The organism is Azospirillum cavernae (assembly GCF_003590795.1).
Taxonomy (GTDB): domain Bacteria; phylum Pseudomonadota; class Alphaproteobacteria; order Azospirillales; family Azospirillaceae; genus Azospirillum; species Azospirillum cavernae.
On sequence record NZ_QYUL01000002.1, the window covers coordinates 701,576 to 718,694 of the forward strand.

Annotated in this window: 13 protein-coding genes; 7 read left to right on the forward strand and 6 right to left on the reverse strand. The window is 66.7% G+C overall.

The features are described from left to right. Window positions 1-173 precede the first annotated feature (173 nt). Window positions 174-737: a DJ-1/PfpI family protein gene (locus D3877_RS14520; protein WP_119831472.1), complete on the reverse strand. Its 564-nt coding sequence runs from the start codon at window positions 735-737 to the stop codon at window positions 174-176. A 530-nt stretch (window positions 738-1,267) separates the two neighbouring features. After that, on the reverse strand, window positions 1,268-2,545 hold the full coding sequence (aceA, locus tag D3877_RS14525; protein ID WP_119831473.1) for an isocitrate lyase: 1,278 nt from the start codon (window positions 2,543-2,545) through the stop codon (window positions 1,268-1,270). A 306-nt stretch (window positions 2,546-2,851) separates the two neighbouring features. Here aceA and D3877_RS14530 point away from each other — a divergent pair, with 306 nt between their 5' ends. The 4 genes from D3877_RS14530 (at window position 2,852) to D3877_RS14545 (ending at window position 9,014) form a co-directional block, all read left to right on the forward strand. After that, complete coding sequence (locus D3877_RS14530; RefSeq protein WP_119831474.1) at window positions 2,852-4,294, forward strand: helix-turn-helix domain-containing protein; 1,443 nt, start codon at window positions 2,852-2,854, stop codon at window positions 4,292-4,294. Between the two features lie 209 nt (window positions 4,295-4,503). Further along, on the forward strand, window positions 4,504-5,277 hold the full coding sequence (locus tag D3877_RS14535) for a ferredoxin--NADP reductase (RefSeq protein ID WP_119831475.1): 774 nt from the start codon (window positions 4,504-4,506) through the stop codon (window positions 5,275-5,277). Between the two features lie 276 nt (window positions 5,278-5,553). Beyond that, window positions 5,554-7,320, forward strand: coding sequence for a glycoside hydrolase family 17 protein (locus D3877_RS14540; protein WP_119831476.1), 1,767 nt, complete (start codon window positions 5,554-5,556; stop codon window positions 7,318-7,320). A 110-nt stretch (window positions 7,321-7,430) separates the two neighbouring features. Beyond that, a complete protein-coding gene (locus D3877_RS14545; RefSeq protein WP_119831477.1) occupies window positions 7,431-9,014 on the forward strand; it encodes a response regulator in 1,584 nt (527 codons plus the stop codon). Window positions 9,015-9,218: 204 nt separating this feature from the next. Here the strand turns inward: D3877_RS14545 and dapB are convergent, their stop codons facing one another. Both dapB and znuA read right to left on the reverse strand, forming a co-directional pair. Further along, window positions 9,219-10,016 carry a 4-hydroxy-tetrahydrodipicolinate reductase gene (dapB, locus tag D3877_RS14550; protein ID WP_119831478.1) on the reverse strand — a complete coding sequence of 266 codons (798 nt, stop codon included), beginning with the start codon at window positions 10,014-10,016 and terminating at the stop codon, window positions 9,219-9,221. A gap of 68 nt (window positions 10,017-10,084) precedes the next feature. After that, complete coding sequence (znuA, locus tag D3877_RS14555; protein WP_119831479.1) at window positions 10,085-11,068, reverse strand: zinc ABC transporter substrate-binding protein ZnuA; 984 nt, start codon at window positions 11,066-11,068, stop codon at window positions 10,085-10,087. A gap of 89 nt (window positions 11,069-11,157) precedes the next feature. Between znuA and znuC the strand changes: the two genes are divergently transcribed. The 3 genes from znuC to D3877_RS29880 are packed head-to-tail and all read left to right on the forward strand — an operon-like array spanning window position 11,158 to window position 12,932. After that, on the forward strand, window positions 11,158-11,958 hold the full coding sequence (gene znuC / locus D3877_RS14560; protein ID WP_119831480.1) for a zinc ABC transporter ATP-binding protein ZnuC: 801 nt from the start codon (window positions 11,158-11,160) through the stop codon (window positions 11,956-11,958). Then, a complete protein-coding gene (gene znuB, locus D3877_RS14565; RefSeq protein WP_119831481.1) occupies window positions 11,951-12,736 on the forward strand; it encodes a zinc ABC transporter permease subunit ZnuB in 786 nt (261 codons plus the stop codon). Before znuC ends, znuB begins: the two co-directional genes overlap by 8 nt. 22 nt (window positions 12,737-12,758) lie before the next feature. Beyond that, window positions 12,759-12,932 carry a hypothetical protein gene (locus D3877_RS29880; protein WP_158599923.1) on the forward strand — a complete coding sequence of 58 codons (174 nt, stop codon included), beginning with the start codon at window positions 12,759-12,761 and terminating at the stop codon, window positions 12,930-12,932. Window positions 12,933-13,025: 93 nt separating this feature from the next. Here D3877_RS29880 and D3877_RS14570 read toward each other — a convergent pair whose 3' ends face one another. Further along, the gene (locus tag D3877_RS14570) at window positions 13,026-15,668 is read right to left on the reverse strand and encodes a DNA translocase FtsK (RefSeq protein WP_119831482.1); all 2,643 of its coding nucleotides are present in this window, start codon (window positions 15,666-15,668) and stop codon (window positions 13,026-13,028) included. A 61-nt stretch (window positions 15,669-15,729) separates the two neighbouring features. Further along, window positions 15,730-16,983 (reverse strand): aminotransferase class I/II-fold pyridoxal phosphate-dependent enzyme, encoded by a 1,254-nt coding sequence (locus tag D3877_RS14575; protein ID WP_119831483.1) that lies wholly within the window; start codon window positions 16,981-16,983, stop codon window positions 15,730-15,732. Between the last annotated feature and the right edge of the window lie 136 nt (window positions 16,984-17,119).

A 17,119-nucleotide genomic window follows, 5' to 3' on the forward strand; every position in this document is an offset into this window, starting at 1 on the left:
CGCGCCCGTCAGGGCGGTGATTGTGGGAAATATCCGATCATTCGGTGTCTAATTTTCCTACGGGATACGTTTAAAATTATCAACACAGATCTTTCACGCAAACGCAAAACGACCGCCGCGCCCGGGGCGCGGCGGTCGTTCAGCAACCGCAGATGTCAGATGGCGTGAAGCGGTCAGGCCGCCGCGCGCAGAGCGGCGGATTCGCCGAACAGCTTGACCACCGCCTCAACGAACTCGGCGAGCTGGTCCTGGCCCAGCGCGCTGACGGTGATCTCATCGACCACCAGAGCCTCGTCGCTGATCTTGCCGCCAGCGGCGATCAAATTGGCGCGGTAGGCTTCCGGGGCGGCCAGCAGACGGCCACGCAGCTTGCCGGGGATGGCGAGCAGTTGGATTCCGTGGTCGATCGCGGCGATCGGCTTCCCGGCGTCCAGGAAATGGCCGACGATGCGGCGGGTGTGGGCCGATTGCTGGAGCTTGGCGACGCTGCGCTCGCCACCCGGCAGCAGCAGCATGTCGAAATCGGCGCCCAGCGCCTCGCCCAGCTGCTTGTCGACCGGGAAGTAGTGGCCCCAGGATTTGCCGTGCCAGCCGTTCACCAGACCCGTCTCGGTCGAAATCGTGCGCAGGGTCGCGCCGGTCTTCAGCAGAGCGCGTTGGGGTTCGGTCATCTCCGCTTCTTCAAAGCCGTTGGAGACGAGAATAGCAATGGTCTTTCCTGTGAGCGAATAATCCATACTGCACTGTCCTTTCATCATGTCGATCAAAAGCGCCGAGGCCGGAGGCGACGGGGCGGCAATCACCGGGGTGAACATCCACGCGGAAAGACGCGGGGGCGAAGTCGACCGTCACGGCGCGACAGGCGTCGCGCAGAGGCGGGACCCGCCGCCGGACTCCGCGTTGGGCGCCCGGCGTGGAGGGACCGTTACGTCCCGGATCGGTTTGTTTTCAGCATGCGATGTAAGTGGTCTTGAAGCGTTCTCAAGTCAACAGGGGATTCCGCGCCGCAGCGGAAGAGATACGGACGGAACAACAACACCAAATCGGCGTTTTCCCGTGCTGTTCAAGACTTTCGGCCCAGTTTACCGACGACCCTGAATTGAGGCCGCGCAAGGCAGCCATACCAGGGGGGCGGGGCTATGACGGCGAACGGCGAGCGTTTGTCACAAAAAAGCGGCCGGAGGTTTCCCTCCGGCCGTTGAAAAGTCAAAGCATCAGCCGTTCAAAACGATCCGGCTCGCACACCGGATCACGGACCAACTCCCGATCAATGGAACTGGTCAGCCTCGGTGGAGTCCTTGTACGCGGTGGTCGAGGAGGTGCCGCCCGAGATCGCCGTGGCGACCGCGTCGAAGTAGCCGGTGCCGACTTCGCGCTGGTGCTTGGTGGCGGTGTAGCCGTCCTTCTCGGCCGCGAACTCGGCCTGTTGCAGTTCGGAGTAAGCGGCCATGCCGCGCTCGGCGTAGCCCTTGGCGAGCGTGAAGGCCGAGTAGTTCAAGGAGTGGAAGCCCGCCAGCGTGACGAACTGGAACTTGTAGCCCATGGCGCCCAGCTCGCGCTGGTACTTCGCGATGGTCGCGTCGTCCAGGTTGGCCTTCCAGTTGAAGGACGGCGAGCAGTTGTAAGCCAGCATCTTGCCGGGGAATTCCTTGTGGATCGCCTCGGCGAAACGACGGGCGTCGTCCAGGTTCGGCTTGGAGGTTTCCCACCACATCAGATCGGAATACGGCGCGTAGGACAGGCCGCGAGCGATGCAATGCTCGACGCCCAGGCCCTTCTTCAGGCGGTGGAAGCCCTCGGTGGTGCGGCCCGACTCGAAGTCGATGAAGGGATGATCGCGCTCGTCGATGTCCGAGGTGATGAGCTGCGCCGACTCAGCGTCGGTGCGGGCGATCACCAGGGTCGAGGTGCCGCAGACGTCGGCGGCCAGACGGGCGGCGTTCAGGGTGCGGATGTGCTGCTGCGTCGGGATCAGAACCTTGCCGCCGAGATGGCCGCACTTCTTTTCCGAGGCGAGCTGGTCTTCCCAGTGCACGCCCGCCGCGCCAGCCTTAATCATGGCCTTCATCAGCTCGAACGCGTTCAGCGGGCCGCCGAAACCGGCTTCGGCGTCGGCGATGATCGGCGCGAACCAATAGGTGTCGCCCTTGCCTTCGGAGGTCTGGATCTCGTCAGCGCGCTTGAACGCGTTGTTGATGCGCTCGACGACCGCCGGGACCGAGTTGACCGGGTACAGGCTCTGGTCGGGGTACATCTGACCGGCGCTGTTGGCGTCGCCGGCGACCTGCCAGCCCGACAGGTAGATGGCCTTCAGGCCGGCCTTGACCGCCTGCATCGCCTGGTTGCCGGTCAGCGCGCCCAGCGTGTTGATGTACGGCTCGGTCTTCAGCAGTTCCCACAGGCGTTGCGCGCCGAGTTCGGCCAGCGTGTGCTCGATACGGACCGAGCCGCTCAGACGCTTGACGTCCTCCTCGGTGTAGTCGCGGCGGATGCCTTCGTAGCGGGCGGCGCGGAGGGCGGTCTTGGTCTTTTCGTCGAGCGACATGGTCGGTGTCCTTCTGTCCGTAAGCCCCGGTTCAGGGGGCAAGTCAAGAATTCTCGGGGCGGGCCTTGTTCGGTCCCAACGCTCGTTGTCCAGATTTTGTCTGGGCCGAGCCTTTTGTCTGGCGCCGTTGGCTTTACAGCGCGGCCATGGACAGAGTGTTACGCCGGGCTTCTGTGCGTTGCAATAAGCCCTTGTTTGTAAAAAGGTCGGTTTGTAAACTGTCGTCGGAAAAACTCTGTAAATCGGTAAAGTTTGTAAAGTTTACAGGCGCCGGGACGCCGGGGCCGGGCGGTCGAGGGCAAGGGCATGGACAAGAAGGCGATGCTGGGGCCGAAGGTGCGGCGGCTGCGCCGCGACCAGGGGCTGACCCAGGCGCAGATGGCCGACCAGTTGGGCATTTCCCCCAGCTATCTGAACCTGATCGAGCACAACCAGCGCCCGGTGACGGTGCCGCTGCTGCTGAAGCTGGGGCAGAATTTCGGCGTCGATCTCCAGGCCTTCGCCGAAGATGAGGAAAGCCGTCTGGTCGCCGGCCTGCGCGAGGTGTTCGCCGATCCGCTGTTCAACGGATCCGACATCAAGAACCAGGATTTCCGCGAATTGGCCGCCGTCGCCCCCACCTTGGGGCAGGCTGTGGTCGCGCTCTATCGCGGCTTTCGCGGCGCGCGCGACGATCTGCAAGCCCTGTCGGAACGGGTGGCCGACCGGGAAAAGCTGCATCTGGTGCAAAGCAGCGGCTTTCCCCAGGACGAGGTGCGCGACCTGTTCCAGGCCCATTCCAACCATTTCCCGGAGTTGGAGGACGCCGCCGACGCGCTGTGGAAGGACGGCAATCTCGAAAAGGGCGATCTCTATCGCGGGCTGGTCGATTGGCTGAACACGCAGCACAGCGTCCGCGTCCGCCTGTTGCCGTCGGAGGTCATGGGCTACGCCGTTCGCCGCTTCGACCGCCACAGCCGCCGGGTGCTGCTGTCGGAGATGCTGGCCCCGTCGGGCCGCAATTTTCAGCTCGCCTGCCAAATCGCCCTGCTGCGCCACCGCGAGCTGCTGAACCGCATCGTCGAGGCCGCCAACCTGTCCGACGACGAGGCGCGGCGGCTGGCCCGCATCGGGCTGGCCAACTATTTCGCCGCCGCCGTGCTGATGCCCTACCAGCGCTTCCACGAGGCCGCCACTCAGGTTCGTTACGACATCGAAATATTACGGAGGCGGTTCGATGCTTCGTTTGAGCAGGTGTGCCAACGTCTGACCACCCTGCACCGCAGCGGGGCCAAGGGGGTTCCCTTCTTCTTCATGCGGGTGGACAGCGCGGGCAACGTGTCCAAACGCTTCTCCGGCGCCGGATTCCACTTCGCCCGCTTCGGCGGCGGTTGTCCGCGCTGGATCGTTTACGAAGCGTTCCGAACGCCGGGCAAGGTTCACAGCCAAGTCGCGCAGATGCCCGACGGGACCACCTGGTTCTCCATCGCCCGCACCGTGGTCAAGGCGGGGGGCGGCCACCGCAGCCCGCCGCAGCAATTCGCCATCGCGCTGGGCTGCGACGCCCACCACGCGGCGCACGTCACCTATGCGGACGGCTTTGATCTGGGCAACACCGAAGCGGCGACGCCAATCGGCGTGAATTGTCGGCTCTGCCCCCGGCTGGATTGTTCGCAACGGGCGTTTCCGCCGCTGAATCATCGGCTTATCGTCGATGAAAATCTGCGCGGCCTGTCGCCCTATCTCTTCGCCCCGCCCAGCGCCGAGTGAGCAGCCATTGATCTGCGTCAATGTTCTACTTTGATTTTTGTGTTGTTTGTCCGCAGACTCGTCAGATGGACTGGTATAAAGCCATGGCCTTCTGACGGAATTGTTGCTAGGTTTTCGACCGTCGCGCGGCGGCAGCCTGTTCACAGCCACCTGAACGCGCCCCGAACCCGAAAGCCGGCTCTGGCATTGCTACTGTCTTTGGAATCTCCATGAGCAACCTCATTCAGGAGCGCGTTCTGCGCGTTCACCACTGGACCGACACGCTGTTCACCTTCACCACCACGCGTGACCCGTCCTTCCGCTTTCTGCCGGGCCAGTTCACGATGATCGGGCTTGAGGTGAACGGGCGCCCGCTGCTGCGCGCCTACAGCCTCGTCAGCGCGCATTACGAAGAGACGCTCGAGTTCTTCAGCATCAAGGTGCCGGACGGCCCGTTGACCTCCCGCCTTCAGCATCTGAAGGAAGGCGACACGGTTCTGGTCAACCGCAAGGCGACCGGCACGCTGATTTCCGACAATCTGCTGCCGGGCCGGAACCTCTATCTGCTCAGCACCGGAACGGGTCTGGCCCCCTTCCTCAGCATCATCAAGGATCCCGAACTGTACGAGAAGTACGAGCGGGTGATCCTGACCCACGGCACGCGCACGGTCGCCGAACTCGCCTACGACGATTTGATCCAGCACGAGCTGCCGGAGAATGAGTTCTTTGGCGAACAGGTGAAGGAAAAGCTGCTCTATTACCCCACCGTGACGCGCGAGCCGTTCCGCAACAGCGGGCGTCTGACCACGCTGATGGAAAATGGCAAGCTCTACAGCGACCTTGGCCTGCCGGAGCTGGATCCGGCGCACGACCGCGTGATGATCTGCGGCAGCCCGGCGATGCTGACCGAAACCACCAATATGATGGACCGCAAGGGCTTCGTCATGGGGACGAACGGCGAGCCGGGCAATTACGTGATCGAAAAGGCGTTCGTCGAACGCTGATGGAATAATGCGGCGCCCGCCGCTGTTTGATCGGGGAAACCATCCTCAACCTTGCGACAGGCGCGTTTTCCATGATGGGGAACGCGCCTTTCTTTTGGTCAACCGTCGCCCTTGGCCCCCTCCCCGACCCTCCCCCGCTCACGCGGGAGAGGGAGACGATGGTCGGCCCGCACCCGTCCCCTCTCCCGCTGACAAGCGGGGGAGGGTTAGGGAGGGGGCAACGCGAATCACCAACCCCGTTCAACCCGCCCCGCCTTTGGTGTAGACATCCCGCCCATGCGCCTGATCCCGATCCTCGCCGCGATTCTCGTCGTCGGCCTTGCGAACCTCGCCGTGTGGTCCTTGCCGAACCGGCCGGTTCCCCTTGAACCGCCGCCCGGCGGCAAGCTGCGAAGCGTGTCCTTCGCCCCCTTCCGCGACGGGCAAAGCCCGTTGACGCAGATCTTCCCCAGCCCGGCGGAGATTGAGGAGGATTTGGCGGCGCTCGCCCCGCAGGTCGCCGGAATCCGCACCTACACGTCGCTGGAAGGCTTGCAGATCGTGCCGGAACTGGCGCGCAAGCATGGGCTTCAGGTGACGATGGGGGCGTGGCTGTCGTCGAAGTCGGAGAAGAACGAGGCGGAAATCGCCTCGCTGATCGATCTGGCCAACCGCTTTCCCGACACCATCACCCGCGTCATCGTCGGCAACGAGGTGCTGCTGCGCCGCGAGCTGACGCCCGATCAGGTCGCCGGTTACATCGACCGGGTCAAGGCGGCGGTGAAACAGCCGGTGTCCTACGCCGACGTCTGGGAATGGTGGCTGAAATACCCGCAGATCGCCGACCATGTCGATTACCTGACCATCCATCTGCTGCCCTATTGGGAGGACGTCCCCGCCGGGGTCGCGGGCGCGACGGAGCGCATCCGCTCCTCCTACCACGTCATCGCCCAGCGCTTTCCGGGCAAGCCGATCCTGGTCGGCGAAACCGGCTGGCCGACGGCGGGCCGCTCGCGCGGGGCCGCCGTTCCGGGGCTGGTCAACAAGGCGACCTTCGTCAACGGCTTCGTGCGCATGGCCGCGCAGGAGGGCTTTGACTACAACATCATCGAAGCCTTCGATCAGGATTGGAAAGCCAAGCTGGAAGGCACCGTCGGCGGTCATTGGGGGCTGTATGGCGCCGACCGCGTGGCGAAATTCTCCCTGGCCGGGCCAGTGGTGGAGAATCGCGACTGGCCGCGCCTCTACGCCGTCTCCGGCGGCCTCGCCCTGCTTCTGCTGGCCGGGCTGGCGCTGCGCGGCGGGCGGCTGACCAACGGCGGGTGGACCGGCGTGATCCTGTTGACGCAAGCGCTGTCCACCTTGTTCGTCCAGGCCGTTCACGCGGCGTTTCACGGGAAACATTATTGGCACGACACCGCCTTGGCGGGCATCATGCTGGCGTTGACGGCGGCGCTGTCGCTGGCCGTTCTGCTGACCGCGCAACGGACGCTGGCGGGCGGCGGGCTGGCGCGGGAGCCGCTGGCGGGCCTGCGGGTCAACCGTCCGTCCCTGTCCGCCGTCGAGTCGGTTGGCCGCTGGTCGGCGCTGGCCCTGACCGGGCTGACCCTGGCGTGGGCGGTCTTGATCGTCTGGGATGGCCGTTACCGCGACTTCCCCAACCCCTATGTCATCATCCCCGTCGTCGGGCTGTTGGGGCTGGGGCTGGTCCGCGCCGCCCGCCGCCCCGTCGGCGCCACGCGGGGTGCGGCCAGCGCCATCGCCGGTCTGTTCCGTCCGGCGGTGCCGATGACCGACGCGCCCGCCCGCTGCCTGTGCGGGGCCGCCCGCCGCCTGCCCGTCGAGTCGCTGCTCGCCGCCGGGCTGCTGTTGACCGCCCTGCTGACCGTTCTGGCCGAGGGCTTCGTGCCGCTGGAATCGCTGATTTACGGCCAACTTCCCGTCCGCGAGGCCCTGCACGAGGTCGATTGGACCCTGCCGAACTGGGAGGCGCTGGGCTGGGCCGCCCTGCAAGCTCTGCTCGCCCTTCCCTACGCCGCCGGAGTGCTCAGCGCGCGACGTTGACAAACTCTCATTATTAATCCGAAAATTGTATCGGTTGCGGCGCAACACACGCCGATGGATCCGATGTGATCCGCCGACAAGAAACAATCTGACCGGCGGGGGCCGAACTCATGACAGGGGCGGTGGAAACGACGGGCGAGATCATCAGCGACGATCTGCTGTTCGCTGATGAAAGCACCGACGAAGCCGCTCTGGCCGCCCTGCGCAACCCGCCTTGGCTGGTCCTGATCGTCGATGACGACCACGAGGTCCACGCCATCACCCGCGTGGTGTTGGGCGACGCCAGTTTCGAGAAGCGCCATCTGCGCTTTCTGTCGGCCTATTCGGCCAAGCAGGCCCGCGCCCTGCTGGCCGAGCATCGGGACATCGCCGTCATCCTGCTCGACGTCGTGATGGAAACCGACGACGCCGGGTTGACCCTGGTCCGTCATATCCGCGAAACGCTGGGCAACCAACAGGTGCGCATCATCCTGCGCACCGGCCAGCCGGGACAGGCCCCCGAACGCGCGATCATCGCCACCTACGACATCAACGACTACAAGGCCAAGAGCGAGCTGACCGCGCAAAAGCTGTTCACCGCGACCGTCGCCGCCCTGCGCTCCTACCAGCACATCACGCTGATCGAGCGTGGACGCTTGGGGGTGGAGGCGGTGATGGACGCCGCTGACCATTTGTTTGAACAGGCGAGTCGCGCCGATTTTCTCCGCGCCCTGCCCGAACGGATGGCGGCCTTGCTGCCCGTCGCCGGGTCGGTCCTGCTCTGCGTCGGCGCGCCCGATGGCGCACCAGATGGCGCGCCGCGTGTGCTGTCCGCCGCCAGCGCGGGTGGCGAACCGCTGGACGCGCCCCTGCCCGACGCGGTGATGCGGGACGTCCGCGCGGCGTTGGCCGATGGCCGCTCCCGCTGGGGCGACCGGCACGGCGTCGCCCTGCTGCGCAGCCGCAGCCAAGCGCCGCACGCGCTGTGCGTTCTCGCCGACGCGTCGTTGCCCGAGGTGGAACAGCGCCTGATCGAGCTGTTTTGCGCCAAGGCCGGGACCGGATTCGACAATCTTCATCTGGTCGAACGGCTGCAAGAGGCGCAGGTGGCGACCGTCCACGCGCTGGGCAAGCTGGCCGAATACAAGGACGAAGTCACCGGCGACCATGTGAAGCGGCTGGGCCGCTGGGCCACCGCCATCGCCCATGAGCTGCGCGCCCGCGACCTGTTCCCCGATGAGTTGGACGAAGAGTTTTGCGGCATGATCGGGCTGGCCAGCGTCCTGCACGACGTCGGCAAGGTCGCCATCCCCGACGCCATTCTGCGCAAGCCGGGGCGGCTGGACGCGGAGGAAATGCGCCACATGCGCGAACACGCCGCCATCGGCGGCGCCATCCTGCGCGACGCCGGGGGCGACGGGCCGCGCAACTGCCTGTCGATGGGCGCGGAAATCGCCGAAAGCCATCATGAGAGGTTCGACGGCGGCGGCTACCCCCACGGCTTGAGCGGCGACGCCATCCCGCTGTCGGGCCGCATCGTCGCCGTCGCCGACGTCTTCGACGCCCTGCTCCACCGCCGCCCCTACAAGAAGGCGTGGGAGATCGAGGAGGTGTTGGACCTGCTGCGCGCCGAGTCGGGCCAACATTTCGACCCGCGCGTGATCGACGCCTTCCTGGCCGTTCTGGCGCGCGACGGGTTGCCGCTGGTCGCCTGACCGTCAACTGTTCCTATGCGGAGGTCGGAGGTTGGTCGGCGTTTTGCCCCCTCCCTAGCCCTCCCCCGCCTGTGGCGGGAGAGGGAACTCCGCCGCAAGCTGAGCCACAAGCTGACAAAGGTCCGGCCCCCTCTCCCGCAAAGCGGGGGAGGGATGGGGAGGGGGCCAGCAGCGCCGAACCAGCGCGACACGGCTTGGAAATGGTTACAGCCCCAGCACGTCCTTCATGCTGTAGAGGCCCGGCGTCTTGTCACGCGCCCACAACGCGGCGCGCACGGCGCCCTTGGCGTAGATCTGACGACCGGATCCCTTGTGGGTCAGCTCGATCCGCTCGCCGTCGCCCGCGAACATGACGACATGGTCGCCGATGACGTCGCCGCCGCGCAGGGTGGCGAAGCCGATCTCGCCGCGCGGACGGGCGCCGGTGATGCCGTCGCGGGTCTTTTGCCAGACATCCTCCAGCGCGACGCCGCGACCCGCCGCCGCCGCGCGGCCCAACCCCAGCGCGGTGCCGGACGGCGCGTCCACCTTGTTGCGGTGGTGCATCTCCAGGATTTCGATGTCGTAGCCGTCATCCAGCGAGCGGGCGACCTGCTCGACCAGCGCCAACAGAAGATTGACGCCCAACGACATGTTGGGCGATTGCAGGATCGCCGTGTGGGTCGCCGCCTGGGCGATGGCCGCCTGTTGCGACGGGTTCAGGCCGGTCGTGCCGATGACCAGAACGGTTTCCGCCTGGGCGGCCAGCGCGGCGTGACGCTCCGTCGCTTCGGGGTTGGAGAAGTCGATCACCGCGTCGGCCTGGGCGAAGAGCGCCACCGGATCGTCGATGGCGACGACGCCCAGCGCGTCCAGCCCGGCCAGCAGCCCCAGATCCTTGCCGATGGCCTCGCCGCCGACCTTGTCGGTGCCGCCGATCAGCGTGCAACCCGCCGTCGCCGTGATTTCCCGCACCAACATCTGGCCCATGCGCCCCGCGCAGCCGATGACACCGATCTTCATGACGCCTCACTCCCTGACCAAACAGCCGGACATTCCCGTCAAGCCTTTAGCACAGGGACAGGCTTCGCTTAAGCGCCAAGACACGCGCGCAGCGAGGCCGCCAGATTGCGCATCAGGGTCGGGTAGAGCGCCGGGCCTTCGGCCAAATCCGCGCCTTCGGGATCCAACACGCCGGTCTTGGCCTTGGTTCCTTCGGCCACCGTGCGGACCAGGGCCGGTTCAAACTGCGGTTCGGCGAAGACGCAGGCCGCTTCCAACCCGGCGATCTTGGCGCGGATCGCCGACAGGCGCTTGGCTGAGGGGCGACGATCCGGGCTGACGGTGATCGAGCCGACCGCCGACAGGTTGTAACGGTCCTCGAAATACTGGTAGGCGTCGTGGAAGACGACGAAGGGCTTGCCCGCCACCGGAACCAGCGCCGCTTTCAGCTCCGCGTCGAGCGCGTCGATGGACCCAAGCGTCTTGTCGGCGTTGGTCCGGTAGGCTTCGGCGTTGGCCGGATCCTTGGCGGTCAGCGCCTCGGCGGTCAGGGTGACGATGCGCCGGGCGTTGGCCGGGTCGAGCCAGATGTGGGTGTTCACCTCGTCATGGTCATGCTCGTCGCCATGATCGTGCTTGGCGTCGTGGCCCTTGGCCTCATGCTTATGCTCGCCGCCTTTGTGCTCATGCCCATGGTCATGGCTTTCCCAGGCCCCGCCCTCGCGCGCGTCCAGCAGGTGGAGGCCCTGGGCGTCCATCAGCGTCAGGATTTTCGCCTTGCGGGCGTTGCTGGAGAGCGGCTTTTCCAAAAAGCCTTCCATCTCCGGCCCGACCCAGACCACCAGATCGGCGGTGGACAGGCTTTTCGCGTCCGACGGCTTCAGCGTGTAGGTGTGGGGCGAGGCGCCGCCGCGCACCAGCAACGCCGGTTCGCCAACCCCCTGCATCACCGACGCCACCAGGGAATGGATCGGCTTGATCGACACGACCACCTTCGGCGCGTCGGCCAAGGCCGGAGCCGCCGCCAACATCAGGGTGACGGCGGCCGCCGGGAAACACGCGATACGGCGCATGGGTGCAATCCTCTTTGTCATTCTGGACAGGATGAAGCTTTGAGAGCATACGGATGAACCGGCCCTCATTTGTCACGTTATAACATAACATGTCAATCACCCACCCACACGCTCCCACCACGTCCCCCGCCCCCGATCCGCTGGTGTGGACGGAGAATCTCTCTGTGCGTCTCGGCGGGCGGCTGGTGCTGAGCGGCGTCACCATGGCCGTCAACCCTGGCGAGGTGGTGACGCTGATTGGCCCCAACGGGGCGGGAAAGACCACGCTCGCCCGCGCCGTTCTGGGGCTGGTCCGCCCGTCGGACGGGCGCGTGACACGACGTCCGGGTCTGCGCGTCGGCTACATGCCGCAAAAATTGACGGTGGACGCCACCCTGCCGCTGACCGTCCGCCGCTTTCTAACGTTGTGGCGCCCAACCACGCCCGAGCGGATCACAACAGCCCTGGAGGAGGCGGGCGTCACCCGGCTGGCCGACGCGGCGGTGCAAACCCTGTCGGGCGGTGAGATGCAGCGGGTGCTGCTGGCCCGCGCCCTGCTGAGCGATCCCGATCTGCTGGTGCTGGACGAACCCGACCAGGCGGTGGACGTCCATGGTCAAGCCGAACTGTTCGCCCGCATCGAGCATGTCCGCCGTCATCGCCGCTGCGGCATCCTGCTGGTCAGCCATGATCTGCACACGGTGATGGCGCGGACCGACCGGGTGATCTGCCTGAACGGCCATGTCTGTTGCCACGGGCGGCCCGAGGACGTCAGCCGCCACCCGGAATACCACGCGCTGTTTGGCCGCCACGCGGCGGAACTGGCGGTCTATCTGCACCATCACGACCACGCGCACGACCCGGAGCGCGGCGTGGTCAGCGGCCAGGACGGGGGTTGCTGCCATGGATGATTTTTTGATCCGCGCGCTGGCCGCCGGTTGCGGCATCGCCGTGCTGGCCGGGCCGCTGGGATCCTTCGTGGTCTGGCGGCGCATGGCCTATTTCGGCGACACCCTGTCCCATTCGGCCCTGCTGGGGGTGACGCTGGGCTTTCTGCTGGGCGTCAACCCGATGATCGGGGTGATGGTCGTCTGCGTCGCGCTGGCGCTGGCGCTGGTCGGGCTGCAACGGCGGCGCACGCTGGCCGCCGACACGGTGCTGGGCATCCTGTCGCACGGCTCGCTGTCGCTGGGGCTGGTGGCGCTGGCCTTTTTGGAAACGCTGCGCGTCGATCTTATGGCCTATCTGTTCGGCGACATCCTGTCGGTGACGGCCAATGATCTGGTCTGGATCTACAGCGGCGGCACGGTGGCGCTGACCGGGCTGGCCCTGCTGTGGCGGCGTCTGCTGGCTGTGACGGTGGATGAGGATCTGGCGCGGGTGGAGGGCATGCCGGTGGACGCCCTGCGTCTGGCCTTCATGCTGCTGATCGCGCTGGTGATCGCCATCGCCATGAAGATCGTCGGCATCCTGCTGATTACATCGCTGCTCATCATCCCGGCGGCGGCGGCCCGCCGTTTCACCCGCACGCCCGAAAGCATGGCGGCCTTGGCCTCGGTCTTTGGCGTGGTCGCTGTGGTCGCCGGGCTGCTGGCCTCGCTGACCTGGGATCTGCCGGGCGGCCCCAGCGTGGTCGTGGCGGCGGCGAGCCTGTTCCTGGTTGGATCGCTCATCCCCATGCGGGGGTGACGCGCGCGGGCGACACCCGCCGGTGGAACACAATTGTATTTTTGCGCGCTTTTGTCAGAATCACCCGGCGGACGCGATGGCGGACTGGCCGCCATCGCCGCCGCACTACCGGGAGGTGCTGAGGATGGAAAAGATCCTCGCTCTCCTGATCCTGGTGCTGGAGATCGTCAAGCGGTTGCTTGACCTTCTGCACTAAGATCGGGCGGGCGGACAGGGGCCTTCATCCCCTGTCCGCCTACCCCCAATATTGGTGAGCGGACCGGCGGCTGTCAATCCACGCTCCGACGAATCACTCGTCGATGTTGCGGGCGAGAACCTCGCGCTTGCCGGAATGGTTGGGTTTGCTGACCACGCCCTCCGTCTCCATCCGCTCGATCAGGCGGGCGGCGGAGTTATAGCCGATGCGCAGTTGGCGTTGGATGAAGCTGGTGGACGCCTTGCGCTCGCGGCAGACCACGGCGACCGCCTTGTCGTACAGATCATCGCCCGACCCGCCGCCGTTGGCGGCCAGCGCCCCGCCCTCGTCAAAGCTGGTGTCGCCGTCCTCATCCTCGGTGATCGAGTCGACGTAATTCGGTTCGCCCTGCGACTTCAGGAAACGAACGATTTGCTCGACCTCATGGTCAGAGACGAAGGGGCCATGAACGCGGGTGATGCGTCCGCCGCCCGCCATGTAGAGCATGTCGCCCTGCCCCAAAAGCTGCTCGGCCCCCTGCTCGCCCAGAATGGTCCGGCTGTCGATTTTGCTCGTGACCTGGAAGCTGATGCGGGTGGGGAAATTCGCCTTGATGGTGCCGGTGATGACGTCCACCGAGGGGCGTTGCGTCGCCATAATCAAATGGATGCCCGCCGCGCGCGCCATCTGGGCCAGGCGTTGGATCGCCGCCTCGATGTCCTTGCCGGCCACCAGCATCAGATCGGCCATCTCATCGACGATGACGACGATGTAGGGCAGTTCGGTGAGGTCGAGCGGCTGTTCCTCGAACAGCGGCTTGCCGGTATCGGGGTCGAAGCCGGTCTGCACCCGGCGGGTCAGCGACTCGCCATCCTCGCGGGCTTCGCGCAGGCGGGCGTTGTAGCCCTCGATGTTGCGGACGCCCAGCTTGGACATGTTGCGGTAACGGTCTTCCATCTCGCGCACCGCCCATTTCAGGGCGACCACCGCCTTTTTCGGGTCGGTGACGACCGGCGTCAGCAGATGCGGGATGCCTTCATAGACCGACAGCTCCAGCATCTTGGGATCGACCATGATGAAGCGGCAGCGTTCCGGCGGCAGACGGTAGAGCAGCGACAGGATCATCGTGTTGATCGCCACCGACTTGCCCGACCCGGTGGTTCCGGCGACCAGCAGATGGGGGAAGCGGGCCAGATCGGCGACCACCGGATGCCCGCCAATGTCCTTGCCCAGCGCCAGCGCCAGCTTGGCCCCGCTCTTGTCGAAGCTGTCGGACGCCATCAGTTCGCGCAGCAGCACGGTTTCGCGCCGGGCGTTGGGCAGCTCGATGCCGATGACGTTGCGCCCGGACACCACGGCGACGCGCACCGACACCGCGCTCATCGAGCGGGCGATGTCGTCGGCCAGTCCGATGACGCGGGATGATTTGGTGCCGGGGGCGGGTTCCAACTCATACAGGGTGACGACCGGGCCGGGATGGACCTTCTGCACCTCGCCACGCACGCCGAAATCGCCGAAGACGCCTTCCAACTGGGCGGCGTTGCGCTGCAACTGGCCTTCATCGACCTGCTCGCCGCGCGCGCCCTGCGGCGGCGCTTGCAGCAAATCGAGCGGCGGCAGCTCGTAACTCTCCTCTTCGTCCTCCTCCTCGATCATCTCCAGCGGCAGAGCGCGTTGGGCGGGGAGCGCCGCGTCCTCGTCCGGCTTGCGGGCGACGACCGGAATCGGGCGCGGCGGTTTGGCCTCCGCCGCGCCGTGGGGCGGGTGATGGAGGATCGGCGCGGCGTCCAGCCCGGCGGGGTGGACCTGCGAGGGGCCATGCGCGCCCGAGTCGAAACGCGGCGCGTCGTCAAAGCTCGGCACGGCGCGGCCCCGGCGGTCGATGCCCGGCGTCCGGCGCAACAGCGCGTCGTCCACCGCGCCGCTGGCGGTCTGGGCGGCGGCTTGCGCGGCGTTGCGGGCGGCGATGACGCCGCGACGGCCCAACGTGTTGACGGCGTAATGACCGCCGCGAACGGCGAAGCGCGTCGCCGTGACGGTGCCCGACCCCAACGCCTTGAAGCCCGTGACCCATTCGGCGATGGACAGACCGGCGGCGAGGAACAGAACGAAACCGCCGGAAAAGGCGGCGACCGTCGCCACCATCGGCGTGCCGCCGAACAGGTTGCTGACGCCGTGCAGCATGACGTCGCCGACGCTGCCGCCGGGCAACGCCGCCAGCGGGTCCGACGATTCGGTGGTCAGCCCGGCCAGCGCCATCGCCACCAGGATCACCCCCCACAGCGCCAGCACGGTGCGGAACATTGGGTTGCCCAGGCCGCGCTGAGCGCCCAGACGCCAGCCCCAGAACATCGGCACCAGCGCGATGACGAAGGACGCCCAGCCCAAGGACTGGATCAACACGTCGGCGAGGTAGGCGCCGGGAACCCCGAACAGATTGTGCGTCTTGCCGACGCTGGCCGGAACCGAGTTCCAAGAGGGATCCGCCGGGTCGTAGCTGCCCAGCAGCACCATCAGCATCAAACCAAACAGACCAAGAACGAACCCCATGGCCTCGCGCGCGCGGGCCACCACCAAGCGCCGCGTGGCGGGGGAGAAGAAGGGCGGTTTTTCCTGGCGGGCGGTGGGCGGACGGACCCGGTCCTTGCCCGTGTCCTTGCCGGTGATCTTTTCCTCGCGCGCGCCAAGGCGCGCGGTGGCCGTCCGTCCCAGACTGGGCCGGGGGCGCGCGGAAGGAGGACCGGCGGGTCGGGCCATGGGTCGAAACCTCGTTCTCGGTCCACCCCGGAAGCGGGGCGGAGGCGGCGGTCAGAAAAGCTCAGCCAAGAATGCGGACGATGGCGGCGCAGGCCTGGCCGACGGTTTCGGCGTCCTGCACCAGCGCCACCCGGATGAAGGCGGCGCCGGGGTTGGGTTCCCCCGGCACGGAATGGGCCAGATAGCCGCCGGGCAGCACGCGCACGGCGCCCTCCGCCCACAGGCGCTTGGCCGCCTCCTCGCCGTCGCCGACCTCCAGCCACAGGAAGAAACCGCCGTCCGGGCGGTAATAGCCGTAACGGCCCTGCAACTCGGCCTCGGCGGCGGCGAATTTGGCGCGGTAGAGGCGGCGGTTTTCCTCGACATGCGCCTCGTCCCGCCACAGCGCCGTGCTGGCCGCGACCACCGGCAGCGGCATGCCCGCGTTGGCGTAGCTGCGCAGCCGCGAAAAGCGCCCGATCAGCGCCGGATCCCCGGCGACGAAGCCCGACCGCAAGCCCGCCGCGCTCGACCGCTTGGACAGGGAATGGAAGACCAGCAGATTGGACCAAGGCGCATCGCCGTGCGGCAGGGAGGCCGCGACCTCAAGCGCGCCGATGGGCGGGCGGTCCAGGTAAATTTCGGCGTAGCATTCATCGACCGCCAGCACGAAGCCATACTCCCGCGCCAATCCGATGGCCTTGGCCAGATAGGCGGCGGACGCGGCGGCCCCCTGCGGGTTGGCCGGGGTGCAGAGGTAGAACAGCGCCGTGCGCTCCAGCAGCTCCGGCGTCAGCGCGTCCAGATCGGGCAGGAAGCCGGTGGCGCGCGTGCCGGGCAGGAAGACCGGCTCCGCCCCCGCCATCACCGCCGCCCCCTCGTATGGCGCGTAAAAGGGGTTGGGCATCAGCACGGCGGGTTGCTTGCCCGCCTTCTGCGGCGGAACCGCCAGCAGGGCCAGCATGAACAGCGCCTCCCGCGTGCCCGACACCGGCAGCAGCGAGGAGTCGGCGTGCAGCAGCCCGGCGGGCAACCCATAGCGGCGGGTCAGCCAGTCACCGGCGGCGGCGCGGAATTCCGGGGTTCCGCCGACCGGCGGGTATTTGCCCCACCCGGCGGTGTTGGCGCGCAACGTCTCGTCGATCAGGGCGGGGGGCGTGTGCTGCGGCTCGCCGACCGTCAGCACGACGGGCGCGACGTTGGCGCGCGGCGTGACGCCCGCCAGCAAATTGGCCAATCGTGTGAATGGGTAATCGCTGAGCCGGTCAAGCCGGTCGTTGCCAATCGCCGCGCTGAACGCGGCGCCGGAATGAACGCTGAAATCGGCAGACACCATAACGCCGCGCACCTTCCCCAGTAAGCGCCCCAATCGCTGCGCAGCCTCCCGATTATCGAGACAACCGCATCCGCAAGAACGCGGACGATCCTATCGGCGGAATCGGAAGGCGACAAGCATGGACCACGCTAGCAGG

Excerpts from the sequence above, each read along its gene's own strand:
- D3877_RS14520 (WP_119831472.1), bottom strand. The coding sequence starts at position 737 with ATGGATTATTCGCTCACAGGAAAGACCATTGCTATTCTCGTCTCCAAC.
- aceA (WP_119831473.1), bottom strand. The coding sequence starts at position 2,545 with ATGTCGCTCGACGAAAAGACCAAGACCGCCCTCCGCGCCGCCCGCTAC.
- D3877_RS14530 (WP_119831474.1), top strand. The coding sequence starts at position 2,852 with ATGGACAAGAAGGCGATGCTGGGGCCGAAGGTGCGGCGGCTGCGCCGC.
- D3877_RS14535 (WP_119831475.1), top strand. The coding sequence starts at position 4,504 with ATGAGCAACCTCATTCAGGAGCGCGTTCTGCGCGTTCACCACTGGACC.
- D3877_RS14540 (WP_119831476.1), top strand. The coding sequence starts at position 5,554 with ATGCGCCTGATCCCGATCCTCGCCGCGATTCTCGTCGTCGGCCTTGCG.
- D3877_RS14545 (WP_119831477.1), top strand. The coding sequence starts at position 7,431 with ATGACAGGGGCGGTGGAAACGACGGGCGAGATCATCAGCGACGATCTG.
- dapB (WP_119831478.1), bottom strand. The coding sequence starts at position 10,016 with ATGAAGATCGGTGTCATCGGCTGCGCGGGGCGCATGGGCCAGATGTTG.
- znuA (WP_119831479.1), bottom strand. The coding sequence starts at position 11,068 with ATGCGCCGTATCGCGTGTTTCCCGGCGGCCGCCGTCACCCTGATGTTG.
- znuC (WP_119831480.1), top strand. The coding sequence starts at position 11,158 with ATGTCAATCACCCACCCACACGCTCCCACCACGTCCCCCGCCCCCGAT.
- znuB (WP_119831481.1), top strand. The coding sequence starts at position 11,951 with ATGGATGATTTTTTGATCCGCGCGCTGGCCGCCGGTTGCGGCATCGCC.
- D3877_RS14570 (WP_119831482.1), bottom strand. The coding sequence starts at position 15,668 with ATGGCCCGACCCGCCGGTCCTCCTTCCGCGCGCCCCCGGCCCAGTCTG.
- D3877_RS14575 (WP_119831483.1), bottom strand. The coding sequence starts at position 16,983 with ATGGTGTCTGCCGATTTCAGCGTTCATTCCGGCGCCGCGTTCAGCGCG.